Origin of the sequence: Sphingopyxis sp. YF1, from assembly GCF_022701295.1 — a bacterium.
Lineage (GTDB): Bacteria > Pseudomonadota > Alphaproteobacteria > Sphingomonadales > Sphingomonadaceae > Sphingopyxis.
The window spans coordinates 4,058,001-4,081,950 of record NZ_CP033204.1; the positions used below are offsets into that span (position 1 = coordinate 4,058,001).

The window sequence follows — 23,950 nt, forward strand, 5'->3', positions numbered from 1 at the left end:
CGGAAAACCTCTCCGCAGTCATCATGAGGGTATGCACAGCCTATTTCCTCGCCGATGGCCCATCACCCTTTCGCTCATCCTCCTTTTCATCCCCGGAAACGCCTCCGGCGAGGAAGGGCAACCTCCACGGCCGTTGACCGACCCCTTGCTGGTCAAAAGTCAGTCGCTCTCCCGGCCGCTGGTTCCATCCGTCGAGGAACTCTTCGCGGCCAAGGATGCGTTTGGAGCGATTTGGATAGATGACGGCGAGACGATCCTCGCGACAGCTAATCTTGATGGGCCATTTAACCTTTGGACGCTTGACCGCGCTGGCGACAGACCCCGATCGGCCTCTCGCTCGCCTGATCGACAATTGAACCCCATAGCGCTGCCGGATCGGAAGCGGATCGTGTATGAGACTGACAGCGGCGGCCGCGAAATGTATGACCTGATCCTGCTCGATCTCGAGACCGGGGCAGAGCGCAACGTGACTGCAAGCCCCGACACATCTGAAATCGGCGCGGTCGGTTCTTATGACGGTCGCCTTCTGGCGTTCAGCAGCCGCGAGGCGAATGCCTCGAACTTTGACCTTGCGGTCTTGGACATCGCGACAGGTAAGCGCCGGACACTCATTGCAGAAGATGCACCCGGCTATCGTTGGGCGCCGGTAGAGTTCACGCCCGATGGTAAGGCGCTGCTCGCCAATCGTCTCAATGTGCAGCAGACTGACGGCGCGATGATCCTCGTCCCGCTCGACGGGTCGGCGCCCCACCCCCTCGGACCAAGCGGCGAGGGCGTCTATGCGATTGCCTCGGATCTTTCCGACGAAGGCGACCGCATCGCCTTCTTTGCCAGCAGTCCCGGCGAGAACAGACGCAGCGGCCTGCTTTCGCTAGACACCGGCGCGATCCGTTGGCTGCGCTCCAGCCCGTGGCCGCAGAGCGGCGGCTGGTTCGTCCCCGGGCGGCCGGATATCGCGTTTGAGGAAAATGCATCGGGACGCAGCGGCATCTTTCTCTATGACGCCAGGCGTGGCGAGAGCGAATCGCTGCTGCTGCCCGAAGGAATGAACCGCTTCGCGTCCTCCGGCCAGTCCCCCTTCACCGCCGATGGCGCAACCCTGCTTTTCCGGCATCAAGCTGGTCATCAGCCGAATGATTTCTGGACATACTCCATGGCTTCGAAAACCGCGGCCAAGATCACCGAACTCAGCCCGGCGGCGCTGGACGGCGACCGGCTGCCGCGTACCGAATTGGTGCATTATCCCAGCAAGGACGGACTGGTCATCAGCGCCTTTGTATGGATTCCGCCCAATCTCGCGCGCGATGGTACAGCCCCGGCGGTTGTTATGGCCCATGGCGGCCCGACGGCGCAGATCTCGGATTTTTTCAACCGCGACGCAGTCGCTCTGGCGAGCCGCGGCTTCGTCGTCATCGCACCAAATTTTCGGGGCTCGACCGGTTATGGCATGGATTTTCAGCTCGCCAATGTAGGTGATCTGGGCGGCAGCGATCTCGACGATTTGGTTGCCGGCGTCAATTTTCTTTTGGCGACCGGTTATGTCGACCGTCGCCGCGTTGGCATCATGGGAGGATCCTATGGCGGTTATCTGACCGTCATGGGGCTGGCGCGCCATCCCGAAGTCTTTGCTTCTGGAGTTGATCTCTTCGGCATCCTCAACTGGCAGACCCTGCTGGCCAGCACCGAGCCGGTATTGCAGGCCTATGTCCGCAATCTGCTCGGCGATCCGGTAGTAAACGCTGAACAATATGAGCGTTCCAGCCCATCCACCTATATCGATCGGATCGAGGCGCCGCTGCTGATCCTGCAGGGCGAAAATGACATTCGAACCCCGAAGAGCGAAGCGACGGCACTGCAAGCCCGACTGCTAGAACGAGGGCGGACGGTCGAGGCAGTTTATTATCCCGAAGAAGGCCACGGCTTTTCGCGCCGCGAAAACCAAATGGATTCTCTCACGCGCGTGGTCGCCTGGTTCGAGCGGACGCTGAGAGAGCGATAACCGGCGCTTCCTCAATGGAATGCTTCACGTGCTGCGGGTCGGCTGCCCCTGGCGCGACATCCACGAGCGTTACGGCAAGTGGAACTCGGTCTATGTCCGCTTCCGTCGCTGGGCCGAACAGGGTGTCTGGGATGCCCTGCTGCAAACCCATCGAACGACTGCGCTTCGCGATCCTGCATGAGGAACCGTGACATCTACACGTCCTCCCAGCTCAATTGAGACGTCGGATTCGACCAGTATTGAATGCGCGTTGATCGCGTGGACTATCCCTCGCACGCCATTTTCATTTCTAGCATGGCCAAAACGAATACGAACAGAGCCTTCGCCGGTTTCCGGATCGTTGATAAACTTTAAAATCGCATCGATCGCCACGTGACAGCCCTGCCCAACCACCAAAAATTGGAATGTTATTATCGATTTTCAGCTGCACTAACGCTTTATAAGCTCTGATCGATATACCAGAATTTTCCGTAGGACGAGTCTCATTTGCTGTTGTTCAGCGCACAGCGAGTGACCGGCCCCCACCGAGTGGTCCGGTTGGATTGTTAGTGCATTGACGCCTCCATCGCGTCCAGCGGTTCTAGAGAGTCGTTACCGGGCGTTATTCTCTCGGCGGATACCGCCCCCTCAAACCAATACGATTGACCAAGATAATGCCGCTCAAAACCGGCCGGTCATCGACGCGCTGGCCGCAGCCCTGTGCTGTGATCGATCGCTCCTGCTTGGCCGAAGGTGCCAGAATTCGCCTAATGGCCTAGCCAGTCCCGCAAAATGGCTTCACGATCGGCGTCTGTGGCAGGAGGTTCTTGCCCAATATTGGCAGGAGTCACCGAGAATCGCGGTGCGGGTGCTGCCTGCGCATTGGCCGTGAAGGTGCCGCGGGCCTGATTGTGCGGATGTAACGGAGCTTCACTTAAAGAAAGAACAGGTGCGAAACAGGCATCGCTTCCCTCGAGCAAATCACACCATTGCGCTCGAGTTCGCGTCGCAAAGATTTCTTCAAGAGCTCGAGATATCTCCGGCCAAGATGCGGTATCATCCCGACGGTCGAAGAGCGGGTCGACAAGCCCAACCCGTTCGCGAAGCTCCGTCCAGAATTGAGGTTCGATTGCGGCAATGGATATCCAACTCCCATCGGCACAACGGTAGCAGCGATAGTAAGGAGCGGCTCCGTCGAGAAAGTTTGCAGACCGCGAGTCGTTCCATTCGCCGCGGGCTTTGAGACCATAAAACAACCCCATCAGCGAGCTTGCTCCGTCGCTCATTGCGGCGTCGACGACCTGACCCTGGCCAGTCGCCCGCGCATGGCTAAGCGCCGCCAGCAAACCCATGGCGAGATAAAGTGATCCACCACCGAAATCGCCTACGAGGTTCAAGGGCGGCAGCGGTGGGCCATCCGCAGAGCCGATGGCATGGAGCGCGCCCGAGATAGCGATGTAGTTGAGGTCATGGCCAGCGGCTTGGGCTAAAGGTCCAAATTGCCCCCAACCAGTCATGCGCCCATATACAAGCTTGGGATTGGTCGCGAGCATCGGTTCCGGACCGAGCCCAAGACGTTCCATCACGCCGGGTCGGAATCCTTCGATTAAGATCTCGGCGCGCTTGATCAAGTCAACGGCCATGTCTCGGTCCGCCGACTGTTTCATGTTGAGCGCAATCGAGCGTTTGCCGCGTGCTAGAACATATTCCATCGGCGCATTCGGCCGATCAATTCGGACAACATCGGCTCCCATGTCTGCCAGCAGCATCGCGGCAAATGGTGCGGGACCAATTCCGGAAAATTCAATAACGCGAAGGCCTTTGAGCGGTCCCGCTGATGTCATAATTGTGCACCTTCCTCAGTCCGTCACAAGCTCGGCGCTGGTTGCAAGATCGCCACCTCGACGTGCGGCCGAAGAACTTGTTGCTCAAGCAGGCATTGTACCGGTCGGATGGCGCAAGATCGCTTGACCGTCGCCGCCTTGCTGCCGGGCAGATGACGCTTGGCTGATTGAACGGGCTCCTCGTACAGCCTTAGCCATGCTCAGTTCGCCCATTGCCCGGAACTTCAAGACTGCTGCCCGCTGCACTGATGGCAAAGATTGCAAGGGTCAGATTGTCCTTCCGGTTCCCGCCCAGTGTGGTTCCTTCAGCAAGCGACGCAGGATCTTGCCGGAGTCTTCACGAGGCAGGGTGGAGTGGAATTCGACGTGCCGAGGAGCCTTGAAAGCTGCGAGCTTGCTGCGGACAAAGGCCCTTACTTCCGAGGCATCGGGTCCGCCAATGTCGGCAGGCTGAATCGCCGCGCAAACGGCTTCTCCAAACTCTGCGTCGGGTACGCCGAAGACGGCCGCGTCTGCGATGCCTGGATGGGAAAGTAGAACGGCTTCGATCTCCGCTGGGTAGATGTTGACCCCTCCCGAAATGATCATGTCGTTTGCTCGATCGCAGAGGAACAGATAACCATCTTCATCGAGAAACCCGATATCGCCGATCGTGACGAAGCCTTCGCGCTCGATTGCAAGGCGGTCAGCATCGCGACCATGGTAGGTAAAGTCCGGGAAACTGGTTGAACGAATATACACATGGCCAGGGGTCCCGGCTGGGACCTCATTGCCCTCGTCGTCAAGAATGCGGATCGCGCAGCCATCCATTGCACGACCGACAGTTCCGGGCTTGCGCAAGGCTTCTTCGGAATTGTGATAAACGGCACCACCAGTCTCGCTGCCGCCGTAGTATTCGTGAATGATCGGCCCCCACCAAGCGATCATGGCTTGTTTGATCTCAGGCGGGCAGGGCGCTGCGCCGTGGGCCACAAACCGAAGCGATGACAGATCGTATTTCGAGCGCACCTGCTCGGGAAGCTTAAGAAGGCGCACAAACATAGTCGGTACCAAGTGAACATGAGTAAGTCGGTGATGCTCGATGAGCGCTAGAAGCCCTTCGGCGTCAAAACGCGGTTGCATTACCACCAACTCACCGACACGGCCCGCTACCAATGCGTACGTGTTGGGTGCGGCGTGATAAATTGGTCCAGTTATGACTGTACGTATTGTCTGACCAGGGACAAGACCGAGCGCCGTCGCCATCAGCGCGGCCATGCGTTTAGCCATCTCAGCATCTGCCGGCTCTCGTTTCACGCCCTTTGGTTTGCCCGTGGTTCCCGACGTGTAAATCATTCCGAAGCGGGTGATCTGCGGTTCGCCTCGCCATTCGGCATGCTTGTCACGCCAGCTCGCCCATTCATCGATTGTCGAGACCGGACTGCCGTAGGCCTCGGCGACCTCTTGCGGGACAGGACAGACCAGGATCGGCAATGAAAGTGACGAATGGTCGCCGAGAACCGGAAGGAGATCCTCGTGAGCGACAATCAGTTTGGCACCACTGTCGGCAATCACGAACAAGGCTTCATCGCTGCGGAAGTGCCAGTTTACTGGTACGACATTTGCCCCCAGAAGGTTTGCTCCAAACGAAATTTCGAAGAAAACCGGATCGTTGCGGAGCAGGATTGCAACAGTGTCACCAGCTCCAATGCCCATCTCGGCCAATCCAGTCGCCACCTTGGCAGCGCGCTGGTCGATGGTACTGCCGGTGATCAGGTTTGATCCACTGATGACGGTTGCAGTCATGGAAGCGCGACCTCCGCTTCGCCGGCCAGAGTTTGCACGTCGCCGCCGATCGTGGCCAAGATCTTCAGGCGAGCCCGTCGCTCACCATCCACTTCGAAAAGCTCGACGACCTCACCGTTGCAGGAAACGACCGCCCCAACTGGGGTGATTGAGACAAACCGGGCCTTCCAGGAACGCAATTGGGCCTGGGGCATCCAGCCGGTAAGTAGTTGCGCAAGGTAAGCCATCGACAGCATGCCGTGTGCGAAGACGTCTTGCATGCCGGCAGACCTGGCAAAGTCTATGTCGACATGGATTGGATTGTGATCGCCAGACGCCCCCGCAAACAGCGCGAGGGTGGTGCGGGAGATCGGCGGCAGCACGTGCTCCGGCAAGCGGGTGCCGACTGAGATCACTTCTGGTTCGTCAGCCATGTCGCACCACCAGGGTTGTCTTGAGCAGCGCACATTCGTCTCCCTTGGTATCGGTGACGGTCATATCGCGCACTATGAATTCGAGCAGTCCGCCCTTTCTGTCATAGGCATCGCTGATCTTCGTTTCGATCGTCAGCTCTTCGCCAGCATAGGCCATTCGCCGATACTCAAAGCTTTGTTCTGCATGGAGCACTTTTGCCAGGGGAACCTTAAGGTCATCGAGCCAGAAGGTTTCAGACGGCGCAAGCAAATCGAGCGTGAACAAATAGGTTGGGGGCAACGGGAGTCCCGGGTGTCCCGCAGCCTTGGCAGCGGACACGTCGCTGTAGACCGGATTGGTCTCGCCCGTGGCCTTTGCGAAGAAACGCAGGGCACCTTCCTCGGCAACAATCGTTCGTTTCGGCCATGTTCTTCCGATTACCGACAGGTCAACCATCTCAAGCAGCCTTGTAAAGGGTAACGACGCAGGCGCCGCCTAGACCGAGGTTATGTTGCAGCCCGACCTTCGCTCCCGCAACCTGACGTTTGTCGGCATCGCCCCGCAATTGCCAGACGAGCTCGCTACACTGCGCGAGGCCCGTGGCGCCAAGCGGGTGTCCCTTGGAAAGCAGCCCGCCAGAAGGATTGGTTACAGTCCGACCGCCATACGTGTTGTCTCCGTCGCGGATGAACTTTTCCGCTTCTCCCGGTGCCGCCAGCCCGAGAGCCTCGTAAGTGAGCACCTCGTTGGTTGTGAAGCAATCGTGCAACTCGACCACCGGCACATCCTTGGGGCCGATGCCTGCTTTCTCGTATACCTGCAGGGCAGCGTCACGCGCCATATTGAACCCGACCGCATCGATCAGGCTGCCATTGCTGAAGGATTGCTCTGGGTCCGTGGTCATGGCCTGCGCGGCTATCTCAACATAGCGACCCGGATTGGCTCGCTTGAACTTCTCTGAAACGATGATCGCAGCCGCCGCTCCGCAGGTGGGTGGGCAGCACTGCAGACGGGTGAGGGGGCCAAAGATCGTAGGTGAGGCCATGATTTCATCGGCTGTAAGCGGATCGCGGAAGATCGCGAGCGGGTTGTTGAAGGCGTGACGGCGGGCCTTTTCCGCTACGAGAGCAAAGCTTCGGCTCTCGAAGCCGGTGCGCCTTTGATATTCGGCGCCGGCACCGCCAAACAGCCGGGCAGCTGGTGGCCTGGTGTTGTCGTCGCCTGGCGCCTGCTCTGCAATCCTGACGTAGTTTTCCAGGATCGAAGGCCGGTCCGTAAACATTACATCCAGCGCACCGGGCATCATTTGTTCAAACCCAACGGCCAAGGCCACATCGACCGCGCCGCTTTCAACTGCCTGGCGCGCAAGGAACAGCGCGGTGGAGCCGGTTGCGCACGCATTGTTGACATTGATAATTGGAATGCCAGTCAAACCGACCGAATAAAGCGCTTTCTGGCCCGAGGTAGAATCGCCATAGACAAAGCCGGCATAGGCCTGTTCGACCTTCGAATAGGCAATTCCCGCGTCGGCAATAGCCGCGCGTACCGCTTCAGCACCCATCAGATCGTATGTTTCGCTTCGCCCAGGCTTGGTGAAGGGGACCATGGCGACACCGGCAACGTAAACCTTCGACACGAGAACTCTCCTCTGTACTTTCGGCCCATTTATTGACCGACCGGTCGTCAAATGCAAGCGCCTTTTGTGGCCGCACGGCAGGTCCAGCGAGGCTGAGTTCATTCTTAAGATGGTGCGGGGAACAGGCCCTGGCGAAAGGGGGCTCAATCTAATTAGACTAAATGTTCGGGCGATGGCGGGCTGTACCCAGAAAAAGCCATCAGGCTACATCGCGGCCGAATTTGAAACGAAGGCGGATTACTTGACAGCCGCGACAACGATGATCTCGACCTTACAACCCGGCCGTGCAAGCCGAGACTGACCTGTAGCGCGCGCAGGGGGAGCCTCGCGATCGATCCAGTTGTCCCAGACGGCGTTCATTTCCTCGAAGTCCGCCATGTCGGCGAGCCAGATGGTCGCGAAAAGCACGTGCGACCTGTTGCTGCCGCTCTGCTCGAGCAGTGCATCGATCTTGGTAAGAATGTCTTGGGTCTGGTTGGCCGCAGATTCGCCAGGCACCCCAATCTGGCCGGCAAGGTATATCGTACCGTTGTGGATCACGGCCTGGCTCATCCGGGGGCCGCTGTTCAGACGTATAATGCTTGCCATGATGGTTCCTTCTGCTTTTGATCCAATTCCAGTTCCGCGAGGTCCATTGGGCGCGGCAGTTGACTGGGGGCTCTGTTGCCTTGGACAGGCCGCCAAGCGGATGGCGAATTGCGGCCTATCGGTAGTATATCACTCGAGCAACAGGTCAGCGCGCCACGCTGGCAGCGCCAGCGCTTCGACGATCGCCGCGTCTGCGACTGCGGTATCGGTTAGCTCGCCTTTATCGATCATGTTTTGGGCTGCACGGCGAAGTTCGCCGCGATCAGGCCCGATTTTGCGAAACCTCGCCAACGCAATGTCGCGTTCAGGGTGGCGGGCAAGCGCGCGGCTGGCAAAGAAGTATCGACGCAATACACGCGACTGCCGCGAGGCTCTCAGAGTCTCAAACGAGGTGGCTTCAAGGGCCAGTCCAGCCTCAAGTCCGTGTTCCACACCTGCGCGTGCAGCCTCAAGGGTTGCCTGCGGAGCCTGCCATTCGGGATCCAGTGCAGTTTCATAGCGACTGATTGCGGCAAGTGCCGCTTGGGCTGGTTCGCCTGCGATGTTGCGAATCGGGCGTTTTGAGAACCTAGGAGCCATCGTCACTGCCATCTGCAGATCGCCAACCGCGTCGACGAAGCCGATTTCCTGCGCTTCCTTCAGGTCAATTGGCTCGGCTCCGATCAGGAGTTTGAGGGCGGCCGGCATGCCGACCAGTCGCGGCAAGAATTGCGTACCTCCAAAGGTTGCCAACAGCCCAAGCTTGACTTCCGGCATGCCAAAAAGTGTGCCCGGCGCCGCAATCCGAAAGTCGGCGCAATAGGCAACAACCATACCGCCACCCAGCACCATACCGTGCATCACGGCGATCACTGGTTGCGGTGCGAGCCGGCAGGCTTCCTCGAGCTCGAGCAGTCCGGGCGCTCGCACCGGATGTTCTAGTTCGGCAATGTCTGCTCCAGCGATGAAGTTACGTCCCTTGCCAACTATCGCAATTGCCTGCGCCTCACTGCGTCCAGCTTCGGCAACTGCGGCAATGAGCTGACTGCGCGCTGCGTGCGACAAGGCATTGACCGGTGGATTGTCGATCTCGATGCAGGCCACTGGGCCACGCTGAACAAGCGATACAGGGGCAGTCATTGAGCCTCGCAGAATCAAAATGCTATCATCGTTGGATTATCCGAATTCCACCGCCATTATGGCCATCCTTTGAATTTAGGATAGCGTTCGTGATTTCGCTGCTGGGCGATTGAAACAGCTTGCCTGGTATCAAAAGCTGCCCGGTCGCGCCGCGTCATGGCTATGCATAGCTATCGAGCCCTGGAATGAGCCTGCAGTTCCAGAAAATGCATCATGACCATGTCTCGACACGCAGCCCTGGGCCCGGCTGATCCTAAGTCAAGGCTGTGAGCAGAAGTGAACGAGGTGATCGGTGCAGCAGAGTTGAAGAGGCGGGCGGCCTCGGTGGGTCTGAAAGCCGCACGCCTCTATCCGATCCCTTCGGGACTTTCGTCCAGAATCGCTAACCTGGGATCCGGGATTACTAGAACTTCAAGCTTGCTCGAACATTCCACATCCGCGGCAGGGACAACTGAACGTTTTGATTTGCCCCTACACCCGGAAAGCCGAAACCGCCCGGACCGACAGAGACCGGAACCTGGTTGTTGAACAGGTTGCTGACATTGAACGCCAGCCGGAAGTTTTTGTCGATCTCGGCTTCGATCGACATGTCGACGGTGTCGCGAGACGGGATCCGCAACGCGGCGCTGTTATCGCGATCCTGGAAGAAGCCATCGACATAGCTGTATTGCGCGCGCCCGCCCAAGGTGAGCCTGTCATTCACAGGCACTCGCAATGTGGCGGTGAGGCTGGCTGTCAGTTCAGGAGAATTCGGAATACGGTTGCCGTCGAAGATCAACGGGGCGCCGCCGGCCGTGGTATCGCGGTAGTCCTTGAACCGCGCGTCAGCGTAGCCGAGCGTTCCGACAACCGTGAACGGCTTGAAGGGACGAACCTTGACTTCCCCTTCGAGCCCACGGATTCTCGCGCTCGCAGCATTCGAGACAACCGCGATCAGCGCCCCGCCGCCGCCCAGTACTGGCACAAGTTTCGCGGTCTGGATGTCGCCATAGTTTTGCTGGAAGCCGGAGAATGCAAAGCCCAGATCACCGTTCAGAACGTCACCCTTCAAACCAACTTCATAGTTGGTCAGCTGCTCGCGATTGAACCGCAACTGTTTAAACGAGGTGATCGAGAAGCTCGTTACGTTGTCGAGGTTCCAGCCCCCGCTCTTGTATCCGCGCGACACCGTCCCGTAGATCGATACGCTCGGCGCAAGCTTGTAGCGCAAGGTAACAAGGGGCGAGAAATCGGTATCGGAACCAGCATCGGTTTCACGTGGCAGGGTGGGCGCAACGAACGGGAAGCCTTGCTGACGGAAGTCGAGGGTCTGATTCTCATAGGTCAGTCGTGCCCCGAGCGTCAGCGTTAGGCGCGGTAGCGCCTCCCAATCAGCATTGACGAAGCCTGCGAAGGATTCCGATCCTACCACCCCGCTCGTAGAACCGGTCAGCCCCCTCAGGAATCCCGGGACGTTGGTAATGTTGCCGAAAGTGCTCGAGGCATAACCGTCAACCTCCTGCTTGAAATAGTAAAGGCCGCTGACAAAGGAAAATTGAGGCCCCAGCTTGCCAGCAAGGCGCAACTCCTGGGAGAATTGCCATTGATCCTGCTTTTTTTGGCTGTCCACGACTGCCAATGGGCCGAAGTCGGGATCATTATTGCGCAACGAGGAGGCGGTCCGGTAGGCGGTAATCGAAGTCAGGGTCAGGTCAGTTGAGGTTGACCAGTCGATCTGACCGGAAACACCGAATAACTCGCGTTTCGCAATCGGGGGAAGGTTGGTGTTGGTCTTGTAGGTGCCAGTGACAGCGCCATATCCGCTAATCGGCTGCGGTACAGGAGCAAGCTGGTCCTCGTTCGTATAATCTGCTGACAGCAAGACCGATACATCGCTGTTTGGCCGCCATAGGGCCTTGATCCGCCCGCCGACGGAATCGATGTTGCCGATATCCTGCCCATCGAGGACGTTGGTGATATAGCCGTGCCGAGTGGTCCGGAAGCCACCGATGCTGATTGCAAGCTTGTCTTCGGCAACGGGTCCGGTCAGGAAGGCAGAAAATCGACGTTCGTCGTAACTGCCGAGTTGCACTGTTGCATCGCCGCCGAATTCGAACTCGGGCTTGCGGGTGGTAATGCTGATCGCGCCGGCAATCGAATTGCGGCCGAAAAGCGTTCCTTGGGGACCCCGCAGGAATTCAACCCGCTCGGTGTCAAACAATTCCTGGTTGAAGCTGTAGAGCTTACCTTGAACTACCCCGTCGACGTAGACGCCGACACCGGAATCGAATCCCGCGTTCACCCGCGACTGACTGGCGACCCCGCGCACGACGATCAGCGAGAGAGAATCGTTGCCATTGCTGATGTTGACAAGATTCGGGACCGAGTTGGCCAGGTCGAGCAGTCGCAGGGATGCTTTCGCATCGATATCGCCAGCTCCGAGAGCGCTGATCGAAAGCGGCACATCGACAATTCGCTCATCCCGCTTGCGGGCTGTTACGACGATGGCGTTGTCGTTGATCTCCGGCTCGGTTGAAGGCGAATCGGCCTCCTGCGCGAAGGCTGGCGTGCTGATCAGAACAGCACCGAGAAAAAACGGTAACTTACGCATCGACCCTTCTCCCCTTGATTACCCCATTAGCGGCGCGGGCTAGCATTGATCGACCGTTCGGTCAATTTATAAACAGCCGACCGGCTGATCAATGATCTATGGGGCGTGGAATCAAAGATCACCACGGCTAGCTGTCGCACAAGAGCTCAATTCGAGCCTCCTCGGGTGGCTATATGCCGATGGGCTTGGCCGGGCTTTGCCTTGCGCGAGATCGGTCTCTCCTGGGATCGCTAGATGAATGGGCAATCAGCCCACCAGCCAAGGCAGCTGCTTGCGCCAGACAAGCGCGATCGGGTCAAAGAGCGGACCCGGCAGTCAAGGATCAGCGATTCCGGTTGCATTATCCGTCCGGACGGTTAATTCATAGTCCATGTTTTGATCAGTCAGTTTTCTGTGGGGCAAATGGTAATCCGAATGACACAATGCAGATATCGCGACCTCGGGCTGACGATCGGGCAGCTGCCGACGGGGCCGCTAAATGCGATAACCGATATTGCCGGGGTCCGAGTTGGGCACGTAACGCGGATTGCAGACTCGCCGCGTATCTTGCGGACCGGTGTCACTGCCATCCATCCGCTGCGCGTGCCCTACTGGCAGGAATCGGTCTTTGCTGGCTTCCATTCCTTCAATGGCTTCGGCGAAGTTACCGGCAGCCATTGGATTGCTGAAACCGGCGTTCTCACCTCACCAATCTGCATGAGCTCGGCTTTTTCGATTGGGGTCCTGCGTGACACGCTGTTGGCTCATCCCAAGCAGAACGGCATTGATGACCGATGGCACCAACCGATGGCCGGCGAAACCTTCGATGGCGTGCTCAATGACGGTTGGGAAGGGCCGATTATCCGGGCAGACGTCGTCGCAGCGCTCGATGCTGCCACTGGCGGACCGGTCGCCGAAGGTTCAATTGGTGGCGGCACGGGCATGATGACTTTCGAATTCAAAAGCGGGATTGGGACTTCATCAAGAGTAGCGGCCACCCCCTGCGGTAGCTTTACCGTCGGCGCTCTTGTTCAATCGAATTTTGGTAATCGGTCCGAGCTTACCGTCGATGGTGTCCCGGTCGGTCGGCATCTCGGCTATGAGGTCGTGGATAGTCCCCAGCGGCGCGATCAGGGCTCGATCGTGATCATACTCGCAACAGATGCGCCGCTGTTGCCGCCGCAATGTGCGAGACTGGCACGCCGCGGCGGCATTGGCTTGGGCCGAGTCGGTGGGTTCGGATCAAATAGATCGGGCGACTTCATAATCGCCTTCTCAACCGGAAATCGCGTGCCCTTCAATGATGTCGCGATCGCAGAAGGCCTTCGCATGCTGCCAAATGAGGCCATGAACCCGCTCTTTCGCGCTGCCTCAGAAGCGGTCGAAGAGGCAATCATCAATTCCATGACCATGTCGGACTCGATGACCGGCGCCGATGGAACAATTGTGCATGCACTGCCGAACGACAAGCTTGTCGAAGTGATGCAACGGTATGGCCGCGGGCCTGCGAGTGCGACATGAACTGTGCGGATGTGCTAGTAATCGGGGGCGGGATCGCCGGCATGTCAGCTGCCGCGGCTCTGGCAAGTTACGCGCGCGTGGTGGTGCTCGAAGCTGAACAGGCGGTGGGTTATCATTCTTCCGGGCGTAGCGCGACATACTACCATTTTGGCATTGGCAACCATGCAGTGCGCGCCATGACCGCCTATAGTCGGGAGTTTTTCGAGCAACCGCCAGGCGATTTCTCGGACCAACCATTTTGCAGACCGACACCAGCGCTGTTCGTGGCTCGCCCAACAATGGTGGAGGCGCTGGCTGGGCTCGAAACCGAGATGCGGCTGTTCACCGATACGATCGAGCGGGTTGACGAAAAAGTCATGCAGGCAATGGTGCCAGTACTGAAGACTGGCGGAGACGACATCGTCGAAGGAGTGGTCGATTACGGCGGTCGCAGGCTCGATGCCGATCGATTGCTGCAAGCCTATGCCCGAAGGATCAAGCATGGCAATGGTGAAACCGTTACCGGATCCCGTGTCGTGTGTATCGATTACAAGGCAGGGTTGTGGCAGGTGACAACCGAACGCGGTCAGCAATATGCTGCGCCAGTGCTAATCAATGCGGCCGGAGCTTGGGCGGATCATGTGGCCGGGCTGGCAGGCGTGCGGCCCCTTGGTCTTGAGCCAAAGCGGCGGACGGTGATTATGTTCGACCCCCCGAACGGGATCGACGCCAGCGAGTGGCCATTCGTCAAGGCCGCAGTCGACGACTTCTACATGATCCCGGAATCCGGGCGGATTCTGGCGTCGCCAGTAGACGAAGTCGATAGTCCTCCCACCGACGCTCAGCCTGAGGAATATGACCTGGCGCTGGCAGCGTGGAAGGTCGAGGAATATACGACGATGACAGTGCCGCGGATCCAGCATCGCTGGGCAGGGCTGCGCTCTTTCGTCTCTGACCGTGTCCCAACGGCCGGGTTCGCGCCCGACGCCGATGGGTTCTTCTGGCTGGCGGGGCAAGGCGGATACGGCTTGCAGACAGCGCCGGCAATGGCAGCGATTGTGTCTGCGCTCGTAACGGGAGGGTCATGGCCGGAAGGCCTTGCAGCTTTTGGTTTGACACCGGATCAGGTCCTGCCGGATCGACTGGTGGGTAGGGAGGTCTCGGTATGACCAATGTAATGCGCCGACTGCTTGGCCGTGAATACCCTGTCGCCGTTGGAGGTGATGGACCCTATGTCATCGATGCTGCCGGCCGGCGCTATCTCGATGCCGCGTCGGGGGCTGGGGTCTCGTGCCTAGGCCACAGCGCCACCCGGGTGGCGGATGCTATTGCCGCCCAGGCGCATACCATGCCCTATCTCTATAACGCGTACTTCACCACGGATGCGGTCGAACGTTTCGCCGAAGCGCTGGTTGCCGCGACGCCGGCCGGGCTCGACTGGGTATATCCCGGTTCAGGCGGATCAGAATCGATGGATGGCGCGCTCAAGCTTGCGCTGCAGTTTCATAATGAAAACGGTGAACCCGGTCGAACCCGCTTCATTTCCCGGCGTCAGAGCTATCATGGATGTACGATTGGAGCACTCGGCGTTAGCGGGAACCTCATCCGCAGATCGCTCTTCGAGGGCTTTCTACCCCCGCATCATTTTGTCTCGCCTTGCTATGCTTACCGTGAGCAGAGCAGCGGGGAAACTGAAGCCGAATATGTCCGCCGGCTCGCAGACGAGCTCGAAGACGCCATCATTCAACTTGGTCCGGAAAACGTCGCCGGATTCGTTGCGGAAACTGTCGTCGGCGCCACTGCGGGATGTATTCCGCCGGTTTCGGGCTATTTCCAGGCGATCCAGGCGGTCTGCCAAAAGTATGGTGTCCTGCTCATTCTCGATGAAATCCTGGCAGGCGCCGGACGCTGCGGAACCTACCTTGCATGCGAACAGGATGGGGTGGTCCCTGACATCGCCGTTGTCGCGAAAGGCCTTGGTGCCGGCTATCAGCCGCTTAGCGCAATCCTTGTCAGCGACCGGATCGTGGCAACCTTAGCTGGAGGTCGAGGGTTCTTTTTCCATGGCCATACCTATAACTGTCACGCGACCGCCGCCGCGGCAGGCCTCGCTGTACTGCAGGAAATCGAAGAGCAGGACCTTCTCGCCGATGTGCGCCGCCAGGGCGAACTCCTGCGGGATTCCTTGAACGACAAGTTCAACCAGCATCCCCATATCGGCGATGTGCGCGGGCGGGGGCTGCTACTCGGAATTGAACTTGTCGCCGATCGGGAGAGCAAGGAGCCATTCGCCCCTGAGCGAATGGTTTGGAACGCAATCCAGAGCGCGGCGATGGACAGAGGTCTGCTGTGCTATCCGGGGTTCGGGACAGTGGATGGTACTCAGGGTGACCACATCTTGCTTGCTCCCCCGTTCATCATCACCGAAGCGCAAGTGGGCGAAATCGTTGACAAGCTTGCGTCGGCGATCGACCGAGCAATTGCGGGTACGGCCTGATGCGCAGACCACTCATCGGTGTCACGGCTGATGTCGAATTGCGAAGTGATGCGCGGCAACTTCATTATTTCGCCAACCAGGCCATGATGGCAGCCCTGTCGGGCGCTGGCGCCCTGCCGGTGATGCTCCCGCACGAGGCCGAGCTCATCGATGACTATCTCGGTGTGCTGGACGGCGTGCTCATTTCCGGCGGTGGGTATCAGTTTCCCCACCCCCAGCTTATCGATCCCTCAACTGTTAATCAGGAACCAGCGGAGAAAGTCGCGCGGACTCGGTTTGAATTGGCTCTAGTGCAGCGCGTGACGGAGCGCGATCTACCTCTGCTCGGTATCTGCGGTGGGTTCCAGGTCATGAATGTCGCCGCTGGCGGCACAATCGTTCCTTCACTCAAGTCGGTGCGTCCCGAATGGCACATGCATCGCGATGCGGCGCCCTATGAAGAGGCGGCGCATGAAGTTATCGTCACGCCGGGGAGCCGTTTTCGCGAAATCGTTGGTCGCGACCGTCTGCCGGTAAACAGTCTGCATTCGCAGGGGGTTACCGAGGCAGGGGTCGAAGCGAGTGCAGCCGCAGTTGCTCCTGACGGCGTTGTCGAAGCGATCGAGCGACGGGATCGATATTTCTGGATAGCTACCCAGTGGCACCCGGAATTTCACATTTCGGAAGCTGATCGCTGCCTGTTTGACGCATTCGTCGCTGCAGCGGCTGCCCGATAGATTGCAGCACCGAGCTCAGGAGCCCCTGAGAAGGGCGAGTGCAGAGGTCAGAGCTGCTTGAGTGATCGGATCGCGCATCCTGTCAGCTTGAGCCTGGGCCTCGGCTATTAGTCCTGCTTCCGCCTCGCTGGAAGCTAACAAGGATCTGATGGCGCCATGCGTTCCGCGCGGAACCCCCGCCAGCTTGATCGTCAGTTTTTGCACTGCATCGGCAAGTCCATCGGCGGGTACGACAGTTTCCGCCAGACCCAGGCTAAGGCATTGCTCAGCAGACAGCGAGCCTCCAGTCATCAGCAGGGCGCGTGCCCGCGCCGCACCCACTGCCGCGATCAGGCTGCGGTTGATGCCCGTGTCAGGAACCAGACCCAGCCGAGCGAACGGAAAGAGCAGCCGTGCGCTGGAAGACATGACCATGATATCCGCGAGCAAGGCGATTCCGGCGCCCGAACCTGCAGCAGCACCGTCAACAACAGCGACGATGGCGACCGGAGATCCGGCGATCGCCGCCGCTAGCCGTCCGGTTTGGTTTGCGACGATTGCGGCCAGTTCATCGGCAGGGCTGTCGGCCAGAACATCGAGCGCAGCTCCGGCCGAAAAGATTCCGTCTTTCCCGGTCAGAACAATGACCCCAACACCCTCGGTTACGGCCAGATCGTTGATCAGGTCGGTGATGCGACCTAGGTCAGCCGGCCCAAGCGAATTGCCCCGCTCGGGCGATGCAAGGCGTGCGATCGCGATCGGTCCGTCGCGTTCGACCTCGAGCGCGATCGCATACCCTTTGCTCATGCGCCTTCCATAATCTTCTGGAATGGTGCCATCCCCGCTGCAAAGTCACCTGGTGCCTCTGCGTCAGCGAAATCAATGATCGTCGGCCATGCGTCGCGAACCTGTTCCGGGGCGAAATCTTCACCGCCTCCGATTCGTTCGCCTCGGCTGCGTTGCCAGCGCAGCTTGCTCACCCAGCCGCCGCCGACTTCGAACAGGCCGCCAGTCTCGCTGCAGGTCTCGTGGGTCAGCCAACCGACAAGCGGGCTGACAAGTTCTGCGCGCATCGGAGCGAGCTGTTCAGGTGTCATGACTGTTCGGGTCAGGCGCGAATCCGCCGCCGGTGCAATCGAGTTGACATGAATGTTGCGGGCGCGTCCTTCAACCGCGAGGGCTTGGGTGAAACCGTGGAGCGCAAGCTTGAAAGTGCCATAATTGACCTGGCCGAAGTTGCCATAAATCCCAGCGGCCGAAGAAGTATTGATGATCCGGCCGTAGCTCTGGTTGCGCAGCCGCGGCCAGGCGGCATGAACGATCCGGAATGCTCCCAGCATATGGACGTCATAGAGATCACTCCAGTCCTGTTCGGTCATCTTGTGAAAGCCGACGTCACGCAGAAACCCGGCGTTGTTGACGATGATGTCGACCTGCCCGAAATGATCGAGCGCTGCTTCGACCAGCCTGGAACCATCGATGACCGAGTCCGTGTTAGCTACCGCTTCGCCGCCGGCCGCGCGGATCTCCTCGACAACCTTAGCCGCTGGTCCAGTGTTAGCCCCAGCGCCGGCCGCCGACGATCCGAGGTCGTTGACAAGGACGCGCGCGCCTCTGCTGGCGAGCATTAGGGCATGTGCCCGCCCCAAGCCGCCGCCAGCGCCAGTGACAATGGCAACCCGTCCATCATAGCGAAGTGTATCAGTCATCAGTCTTCCCTTCGGATAAAGAATTTTTAGCCACCGTGGCGATTTTGAAAGGCCGCTCCTTTGCCCCGCTTCAGTCCGTGCAACGAACGGTGCAAGCGCCGGCGCGCCTGCCGAGACGATCAGGTATTTCGCCCCACTTGGCCCTCGCCGCGCGTGGCCCGCAGTCGAATGCTGGCAACGGCCTCCACATGAGGTCACTCTTACACAGTCCGACAAAACGGCCCCGCTGCAAGACGTGGCTGCGACCGGCAATTGCGAGGAATTTGGGACGGGAACTGTTCCGGGGTGCGGAATCACTGGCTGCCGGTGCGCCGAAGCAATCGGCCGGTCGAGCTTGTGCCCCTCTGGTGTGCGTGATCACGCCGGATTCTCATTGAACGGGCGAGCGGTATCGTCGCGCTTGGCCGCCGGCAGACCCAGCACACGCTCTGCAATCACGTTGCGTAGGATCTCGTCCGTACCACCCGCAATCCGCATGGCCGCGCCAAAACTCCAGGACCTCTCAACAGCCTCCCAGCCTTTGCCCAGGGCGTCCCCGGCAAGCGCTCCTTCCTGTCCGCGCAGGTCAAGCAGCAAGTTGGCAATCAACTGCGCCTGGCTGGCTATCACTAGCTTGGTGATCGATTGCTCTGGCCCGGGCAGCTGGCCGCGACCTAGGTACGTCAAGGTTCGGTAGGTGAGCAGCTTGAGCCCGCGATCATTCAAGTATGCTTGGGCAATCATGTCGCGAACAAGAGGATCGTCGCTTGCGCGTCCGGTTGATGTTTCGAGGCGCCCGCTGAGATCGATCAATGTCGATGAATCGATCAGCCCGATATTCGCACCGACATTGAGTCGCTCGAACATGAGCGTCGTCATTGCTCCTGCCCAGCCGCCGCCTGGCGCGGTCAAACGAAACTCGTCCGGGATTACAACACTGGACAGGAAAACTTCGTTGAACTCGGCGCCACCATCGAGCTGCCGGATTGGTCGGACCTCGACGCCGGGCGCGCGCATGTCGACAATGAAGAGCGTCAGCCCGGCATGTTTGGTCGCGCCGGGATCGGTCCTTGCAAGCACAAGGCCATAGTCAGAGAACTGTGCTCCGGTGGTCCAAACCTTCTGACCCTCGACAACCCAGTGGTCTCCAGCCTTCACGGCCTTCGTTCGCAAGGCAGCAAGATCAGAGCCGGCGGCAGGTTCCGAGAATAGCTGACACCAAATCTCGTCACCATTGATCGCGCGGGCAATGAACCGCTCTTTGACCAGATCGCTCCCAAGTGCGAGTAAGGTCGGCACGCACATACCGAGTCCAATTTCATAGACGCCAAATGGGACGTCGTATCGCTCTTCTTCCTGCCGGAAGATAACCTGCTGAGCGGTTGTCCCGCCACCTCCGCCATACTCGCGTGGCAGTGCGACAGCGGCGTAACCGGCAGCGGCCTTCTTACTTTGCCAATCCCGAGCTGCAGCCACAAGTGTTGCATCATCAGACCAGGAAACCCGCCCCCGACCGCGCGCTACCGGTGCATGACCGGCAAGCCACTCCCGTGCAAGAGCGCGGAACTGGGCATCGACGGGAGAATCGGCAAAGTCCATCTGCAGGCCTTTCAATGCAGCGCGGCCTCGCCGGCGATCAGCCTAGCGGCTAAATGCGACCGCCACTCGATCGCAGGTCCGTGGCTGGCCGCAAGCGCTCGGGCCCGACGGTAGAATAAGTGTGAGTCTGCTTCGAAAGTGAAGCCGTAGCCGCCATGGACCTGTAGCGTTTCTTGCGCGGCAAACAGATAGGCTTCGGTCGCAGCAGCACGAGCCGCGGCAGCAGCGAGCGGCAAGTCGCTTGCCCGGGCACCAAGCGACCACGCAGCATACATTGCATGCGCGCGTGCGATCTCAATCTTGGTCCAGATGTCGGCCAGCTTGTGCTTGATGGCTTGGTATGAACCAATGCTTTGGCCGAAAGCCTGGCGTTCGCGCGCATAAGCAATCGCCCCATCGAGAGCTCGGGAGGCTCCACCAATCTGTTCGAAGGCAACGCATACAACTGCGTGGTTGAGCGCGAAATCGGAAGTGTCGTCGGCCATGGGAGTGGCTGGAGTATTCCGAAATGTGATGCGGCAGAGGGGGCGACCCGGATCCAGGCTCTCTAACGCCTCCCGCTCGACGGAGTTTGCGCCCAGGTCGACAAGCCACAGCTGATTGTCGGCCTGGACAATGGCGACTGATGCATCGCTACCGCCAGAAACAGGCGAAATAGCACCCGAAATGCGATCGCCCAGGGTAGCGAGCGTTGTATCTGTCGCTACGCAGGCTGTCGCTGCTCCGCTAGCGAGTACAGGCAGCCAGCGAGCCCGTTGCTCGGGCGACCCGCACGACTGGATCAAGGGGGTGGCGTAATACAATGACGCGGTCGGCACTGCAGCCACCGACCATCCAATTGCTCCTGCAGCCAGGCAAATCGGGACCGGCCCGAGGTCGTGGCCACCAAAATCCGCCGATATGCCGCTGGCTAGGATTCCCAACTCGCCGAGCAGTTTCCAGGCAGACTGGTTAACTTGGCCGCTGTCGACAGTTTTCCGCGCTGCTTCCAGTGGTGCAGCTACGTCGAGAGCGCGCCGCAACTGGTCGGCAAGGAGCCGGTAATCTTCGGAAAAATCGAACTCCACCTAGCTGTCCTCACTGCAGTCAAGCGCTGATGCGATATCCTTCGCCATGAGTCGCGCTATCCCATTAATCGAACGGTCGGTCAATGGATGATCTGACTTGCGCCTTGCTCGCAGGACCGGCGTTTAACGGCGCACGCGGACTGCCAGAGACCAGTAATGATGTCCCGACAGAAATGCTGCGCCGTGACTCTTTGGGTGACCACCTGCTACCACTGATCAGCTCGGTGCAGTTCAGAGCATGGAAGATGATCAAGGCCCGGTCTTACTTGAGGCGCTTCTGCGCCCCCCTTATCACGCGACCCGGCCGCGCACCTGTCGCTTGCCCGTGGCAATAGACAGGCAACCCACCAACATAGACGCTCTCGACCCCTCTGCTTGGCTGGACCGGGTTTTCGAAGTCGGCGGCGTCGGCAACTGTAGCCGGATCCAGCACAACCAGATCTGCCACGGCGCCAGCGGCAATCACGCCGCGCCCGGCCATTCGAAACCGTCGCGCTGGCAAGCTTGTCATTCGGCGGATCGCTTCCTCGAAAGGAAATAGACCCTCCTCGCGCGCGTAACGTCCGAGAACTCGCGTGAACGTCCCCCACAGTCGAGGGTGAGGACGAATACTGGTGGTAGTCCCGTCCGAACCGATCATCGCGTCAGGGGAGGCAAGGATGTGGCGCAGGTCATTCTCGTCCATGCAGAAGTAAACCGCGCCGCCCGGCGCCAGTGCGGTCAGCGCCGCCTCGCCGCTGATACCTAGTTCGGCTGCGACTTCATCAAGTTCTCGGCCTGCAGCATCAGGCTTAGCGGCACTCCACGTGATAAGAACGCGCTTCGAGAGGCGGTAGAGGTCAAGATTGAACGAACTAGCAGCCGCAACGTAAGGGTAGACATCAAACGCAACTTCCTGCCGAGTTGACGCCTGGACAATCCTGCGCAGCGTTTCAGGCGCCCGGCCGAAATTGGCCTCGCCCATGAGCTTGTGATGCGAAATGATCAGCGGCATTTCCGCACGTTCGGCGATAAGGAGCGCCTCATCAATTGCGGCATCGATGGCACCAGCCTCATCGCGCAAGTGGGTCGCATAGATACCGCCGTACTCGGAGACAACCTCCGCAATTGCCATCACCTCTTCCATCGGCGCAGCCCTGGCAGGCGGATAGAAGAGCCCTGAGGACATACCAATCGCCCCGGCGGCCATGGCCTCAGCGGCCAGTGAGCGCATCGCCATGCGCTCACTGGCGGTTGCAGGACGATCGAGCCTGTCCATCGTCGCGGCGCGAAGGGTGGTATGACCGACAAGCGCGGCGACGTTGACCGCGGGTGGTGCGCCTTCCAGTGCGTCGAGATAATCGCGGAAACGTGCAAAGCGGAAGTCAGCCTTGGCGGCGACTTCTGCGAAGGGGGAATGGAGCTCTCCGGAGGCGACGAAGGGGGCGAGACTCACGCCGCAGTTTCCAACGACGACCGTGGTTACCCCCTGGCTGACCCGGGGAAGCGCCGAAGGGTCGGCGAACACGAAGTGATCGTCATGAGTATGTGCGTCGATGAAGCCAGGACAAAGCGCTCGGCCTGCTATGTCGATTGTCTCGCGCGAACGCCATCGAGAAAGGTCTCCGGTCGCAACGATTACCCCGTTTTCGACTGCCACATCCTGGATCACGCCGCGCGTTCCGGTGCCGTCGATGACGAGGCCGCCGCGGAACAGCAGGCTGCACTCCAGTGATTGCATCATCGCAGTCCAGCAACTGCAGTTAGCTCGGCCCGAGCCTGCGCTTCGCGCAGGACCCGCAGCACGTTTCCTCCCCAGAACTTGCGGAGATCTTCCGCCGTGAAGCCGGCCGCCAGCAAGCGCTGGCTTATCCGTGGATAGTCACTCGCTTCGTCGAAGCCATCGATACCGCCACCACCATCGAAATCACCCGACAAACCGACATGATCGATACCGACAAGCGCGACAGCGTAGCGGATCTGAGCGACCAGAAGATCGAGATCGGCGCGCGGCGCCGGATTTTCACGTTCGATCTTGAGCACAGTGGCGCGCTGCTCGCGAAGCTCGGCGATGGTGGCGACCGGTTGCCCGAGCAAAGCGCGGGCCGGTGCGCGTCCAGGACTGTTGGGCACGCCGAGATGGCTCGACACGGCATTGATCTGAATGACACCGCCCTTCGCGGCAAGCGCACGCAGCCTCGTGTCGTCGATGTTTCGAGGATTGTCAGCAAGGCTTTTGAGACTGCTGTGGGACAAGATGATGGGCGCGCTGGAAAGCGCAAGAATATCATCCAGCGCCTCCGGAGAAGCGTGTGAAGCATCGATCAGGATACCGAGTCGATTGGCCTCGGCTACCCACCGGCGCCCAAGCGGAGACAGGCCATGCCATTCTGGCCCATTGTCGGGATTTGAGCTGTCCGCCAGATCATTGTTGCCGACGTGGACCGGGCCCATCATCGTTACACCGAGCGCACGGAAGGTGTGCATCAACGACAAATCCTGGCCGATTGGATAACTGTTCTCCATACTCATGAAGACGGCCCGCTTGCCCGATTTGACGATCTTCTCGGCGTCGTCTGCCCGTGTTGCAAGTTCAAAGGCCTCATGGTGTCGCGCGACCATGTCCCGAATTTCAAGGGTGCGCATCAATGCTTCATCGCGCGCCACGGTGTAACCTGTCGGGGTTCTCGGGCCCTGCTCGGTGAAGACGACGAAGAAGCCACCATCAAGCCCGCCATCTCGCATGCGCGGAAGGTCAACCTGTGTTCCGTCTACCGAAAGCGAGTGGCGATCCATAATCGACCAGCCGACAACGTGCAGCAATGCAGGGGTGTCGATATGAGTATCGAGCACGATTGCGTCGCGGTGTGCCGACTGCATCGGGGCTCCATTGCGAGCGAATACGACAGAGGATGCCACCAGCGCAGCTGCGCCTAGGATGATTGCACGCTTTCGCATCAGGAAATCCCTCTCTTTGATTGACCGACCGGGCGGAATATGAAATATCGCTTTG

General features: G+C 59.5%; 20 protein-coding genes and 1 pseudogene. 6 read left to right on the forward strand and 15 right to left on the reverse strand.

The window, feature by feature from the left end; all coding sequences use genetic code 11:
- The first annotated feature begins 133 nt into the window (after positions 1–133).
- Both EAO27_RS19560 and EAO27_RS19565 read left to right on the forward strand, forming a co-directional pair.
- Positions 134–1,999 (forward strand): S9 family peptidase, encoded by a 1,866-nt coding sequence (locus EAO27_RS19560; protein WP_242774076.1) that lies wholly within the window; start codon positions 134–136, stop codon positions 1,997–1,999.
- A gap of 19 nt (positions 2,000–2,018) precedes the next feature.
- Complete coding sequence (locus EAO27_RS19565; RefSeq protein ID WP_242774078.1) at positions 2,019–2,180, forward strand: transposase; 162 nt, start codon at positions 2,019–2,021, stop codon at positions 2,178–2,180.
- 423 nt (positions 2,181–2,603) lie between these two features.
- Here EAO27_RS19565 and EAO27_RS19570 read toward each other — a convergent pair.
- The 9 genes and pseudogenes from EAO27_RS19570 to EAO27_RS19610 form a co-directional block, all read right to left on the reverse strand.
- Positions 2,604–2,687 (reverse strand): annotated as a pseudogene (locus EAO27_RS19570) (IS5/IS1182 family transposase); the annotation flags it as partial.
- A gap of 58 nt (positions 2,688–2,745) precedes the next feature.
- A complete protein-coding gene (locus tag EAO27_RS19575; protein WP_242774080.1) occupies positions 2,746–3,822 on the reverse strand; it encodes a CaiB/BaiF CoA-transferase family protein in 1,077 nt (358 codons plus the stop codon).
- A 267-nt stretch (positions 3,823–4,089) separates the two neighbouring features.
- Positions 4,090–5,607 (reverse strand): AMP-binding protein, encoded by a 1,518-nt coding sequence (locus tag EAO27_RS19580; protein ID WP_242774088.1) that lies wholly within the window; start codon positions 5,605–5,607, stop codon positions 4,090–4,092.
- On the reverse strand, positions 5,604–6,020 hold the full coding sequence (locus EAO27_RS19585) for a MaoC/PaaZ C-terminal domain-containing protein (protein ID WP_242774092.1): 417 nt from the start codon (positions 6,018–6,020) through the stop codon (positions 5,604–5,606). The genes EAO27_RS19580 and EAO27_RS19585 overlap by 4 nt, the downstream gene beginning before the upstream one ends.
- Positions 6,013–6,456 (reverse strand): MaoC family dehydratase N-terminal domain-containing protein, encoded by a 444-nt coding sequence (locus EAO27_RS19590; protein WP_062186642.1) that lies wholly within the window; start codon positions 6,454–6,456, stop codon positions 6,013–6,015. The genes EAO27_RS19585 and EAO27_RS19590 overlap by 8 nt, the downstream gene beginning before the upstream one ends.
- 1 nt (position 6,457) lies before the next feature.
- On the reverse strand, positions 6,458–7,636 hold the full coding sequence (locus EAO27_RS19595; RefSeq protein ID WP_242774095.1) for a lipid-transfer protein: 1,179 nt from the start codon (positions 7,634–7,636) through the stop codon (positions 6,458–6,460).
- A 237-nt stretch (positions 7,637–7,873) separates the two neighbouring features.
- A complete protein-coding gene (locus EAO27_RS19600) occupies positions 7,874–8,224 on the reverse strand; it encodes a RidA family protein (RefSeq protein ID WP_242774099.1) in 351 nt (116 codons plus the stop codon).
- 129 nt (positions 8,225–8,353) lie between these two features.
- The gene (locus EAO27_RS19605) at positions 8,354–9,307 is read right to left on the reverse strand and encodes an enoyl-CoA hydratase/isomerase family protein (RefSeq protein WP_242774102.1); all 954 of its coding nucleotides are present in this window, start codon (positions 9,305–9,307) and stop codon (positions 8,354–8,356) included.
- Positions 9,308–9,746: 439 nt separating this feature from the next.
- Positions 9,747–11,933: a TonB-dependent receptor gene (locus EAO27_RS19610; RefSeq protein WP_242774116.1), complete on the reverse strand. Its 2,187-nt coding sequence runs from the start codon at positions 11,931–11,933 to the stop codon at positions 9,747–9,749.
- A 375-nt stretch (positions 11,934–12,308) separates the two neighbouring features.
- Here EAO27_RS19610 and EAO27_RS19615 point away from each other — a divergent pair, with 375 nt between their 5' ends.
- From EAO27_RS19615 to EAO27_RS19630, 4 genes are read left to right on the forward strand one after another with little or no spacing between them, the layout of a single operon-like run.
- On the forward strand, positions 12,309–13,433 hold the full coding sequence (locus EAO27_RS19615; protein ID WP_242774119.1) for a P1 family peptidase: 1,125 nt from the start codon (positions 12,309–12,311) through the stop codon (positions 13,431–13,433).
- Positions 13,430–14,581 carry an FAD-binding oxidoreductase gene (locus EAO27_RS19620; protein ID WP_062186651.1) on the forward strand — a complete coding sequence of 384 codons (1,152 nt, stop codon included), beginning with the start codon at positions 13,430–13,432 and terminating at the stop codon, positions 14,579–14,581. The genes EAO27_RS19615 and EAO27_RS19620 overlap by 4 nt, the downstream gene beginning before the upstream one ends.
- A complete protein-coding gene (locus EAO27_RS19625) occupies positions 14,578–15,909 on the forward strand; it encodes an aspartate aminotransferase family protein (protein ID WP_242774122.1) in 1,332 nt (443 codons plus the stop codon). The genes EAO27_RS19620 and EAO27_RS19625 overlap by 4 nt, the downstream gene beginning before the upstream one ends.
- Positions 15,909–16,625, forward strand: coding sequence for a gamma-glutamyl-gamma-aminobutyrate hydrolase family protein (locus tag EAO27_RS19630; RefSeq protein ID WP_242774126.1), 717 nt, complete (start codon positions 15,909–15,911; stop codon positions 16,623–16,625). The genes EAO27_RS19625 and EAO27_RS19630 overlap by 1 nt, the downstream gene beginning before the upstream one ends.
- 15 nt (positions 16,626–16,640) lie before the next feature.
- Here EAO27_RS19630 and EAO27_RS19635 read toward each other — a convergent pair whose 3' ends face one another.
- The 6 genes from EAO27_RS19635 to EAO27_RS19660 form a co-directional block, all read right to left on the reverse strand.
- A complete protein-coding gene (locus EAO27_RS19635; RefSeq protein WP_242774129.1) occupies positions 16,641–17,411 on the reverse strand; it encodes an enoyl-CoA hydratase/isomerase family protein in 771 nt (256 codons plus the stop codon).
- Positions 17,408–18,313, reverse strand: a complete 906-nt coding sequence (locus EAO27_RS19640) for an SDR family NAD(P)-dependent oxidoreductase (RefSeq protein WP_242774132.1) — start codon at positions 18,311–18,313, stop codon at positions 17,408–17,410. The genes EAO27_RS19635 and EAO27_RS19640 overlap by 4 nt, the downstream gene beginning before the upstream one ends.
- A gap of 357 nt (positions 18,314–18,670) precedes the next feature.
- Positions 18,671–19,891 carry an acyl-CoA dehydrogenase family protein gene (locus EAO27_RS19645; protein ID WP_242774135.1) on the reverse strand — a complete coding sequence of 407 codons (1,221 nt, stop codon included), beginning with the start codon at positions 19,889–19,891 and terminating at the stop codon, positions 18,671–18,673.
- Between the two features lie 11 nt (positions 19,892–19,902).
- Positions 19,903–20,958, reverse strand: coding sequence for an acyl-CoA dehydrogenase family protein (locus EAO27_RS19650; RefSeq protein ID WP_242774137.1), 1,056 nt, complete (start codon positions 20,956–20,958; stop codon positions 19,903–19,905).
- Between the two features lie 262 nt (positions 20,959–21,220).
- Positions 21,221–22,681, reverse strand: coding sequence for a D-aminoacylase (locus tag EAO27_RS19655; RefSeq protein ID WP_242774150.1), 1,461 nt, complete (start codon positions 22,679–22,681; stop codon positions 21,221–21,223).
- Complete coding sequence (locus EAO27_RS19660) at positions 22,678–23,817, reverse strand: dipeptidase (RefSeq protein ID WP_242774153.1); 1,140 nt, start codon at positions 23,815–23,817, stop codon at positions 22,678–22,680. The genes EAO27_RS19655 and EAO27_RS19660 overlap by 4 nt, the downstream gene beginning before the upstream one ends.
- Positions 23,818–23,950 lie beyond the last annotated feature (133 nt).

Bases quoted from the DNA above. Each gene is read 5' to 3' on its own strand.
- EAO27_RS19640 (WP_242774132.1), bottom strand. From the start codon at position 18,313: ATGACTGATACACTTCGCTATGATGGACGGGTTGCCATTGTCACTGGC.
- EAO27_RS19655 (WP_242774150.1), bottom strand. From the start codon at position 22,681: ATGATGCAATCACTGGAGTGCAGCCTGCTGTTCCGCGGCGGCCTCGTC.
- EAO27_RS19630 (WP_242774126.1), top strand. From the start codon at position 15,909: ATGCGCAGACCACTCATCGGTGTCACGGCTGATGTCGAATTGCGAAGT.
- EAO27_RS19575 (WP_242774080.1), bottom strand. From the start codon at position 3,822: ATGACATCAGCGGGACCGCTCAAAGGCCTTCGCGTTATTGAATTTTCC.
- EAO27_RS19620 (WP_062186651.1), top strand. From the start codon at position 13,430: ATGAACTGTGCGGATGTGCTAGTAATCGGGGGCGGGATCGCCGGCATG.
- EAO27_RS19600 (WP_242774099.1), bottom strand. From the start codon at position 8,224: ATGGCAAGCATTATACGTCTGAACAGCGGCCCCCGGATGAGCCAGGCC.
- EAO27_RS19580 (WP_242774088.1), bottom strand. From the start codon at position 5,607: ATGACTGCAACCGTCATCAGTGGATCAAACCTGATCACCGGCAGTACC.
- EAO27_RS19645 (WP_242774135.1), bottom strand. From the start codon at position 19,891: ATGGACTTTGCCGATTCTCCCGTCGATGCCCAGTTCCGCGCTCTTGCA.
- EAO27_RS19590 (WP_062186642.1), bottom strand. From the start codon at position 6,456: ATGGTTGACCTGTCGGTAATCGGAAGAACATGGCCGAAACGAACGATT.
- EAO27_RS19565 (WP_242774078.1), top strand. From the start codon at position 2,019: ATGCTTCACGTGCTGCGGGTCGGCTGCCCCTGGCGCGACATCCACGAG.
- EAO27_RS19610 (WP_242774116.1), bottom strand. From the start codon at position 11,933: ATGCGTAAGTTACCGTTTTTTCTCGGTGCTGTTCTGATCAGCACGCCA.
- EAO27_RS19660 (WP_242774153.1), bottom strand. From the start codon at position 23,817: ATGCAGTCGGCACACCGCGACGCAATCGTGCTCGATACTCATATCGAC.
- EAO27_RS19625 (WP_242774122.1), top strand. From the start codon at position 14,578: ATGACCAATGTAATGCGCCGACTGCTTGGCCGTGAATACCCTGTCGCC.
- EAO27_RS19585 (WP_242774092.1), bottom strand. From the start codon at position 6,020: ATGGCTGACGAACCAGAAGTGATCTCAGTCGGCACCCGCTTGCCGGAG.
- EAO27_RS19635 (WP_242774129.1), bottom strand. From the start codon at position 17,411: ATGAGCAAAGGGTATGCGATCGCGCTCGAGGTCGAACGCGACGGACCG.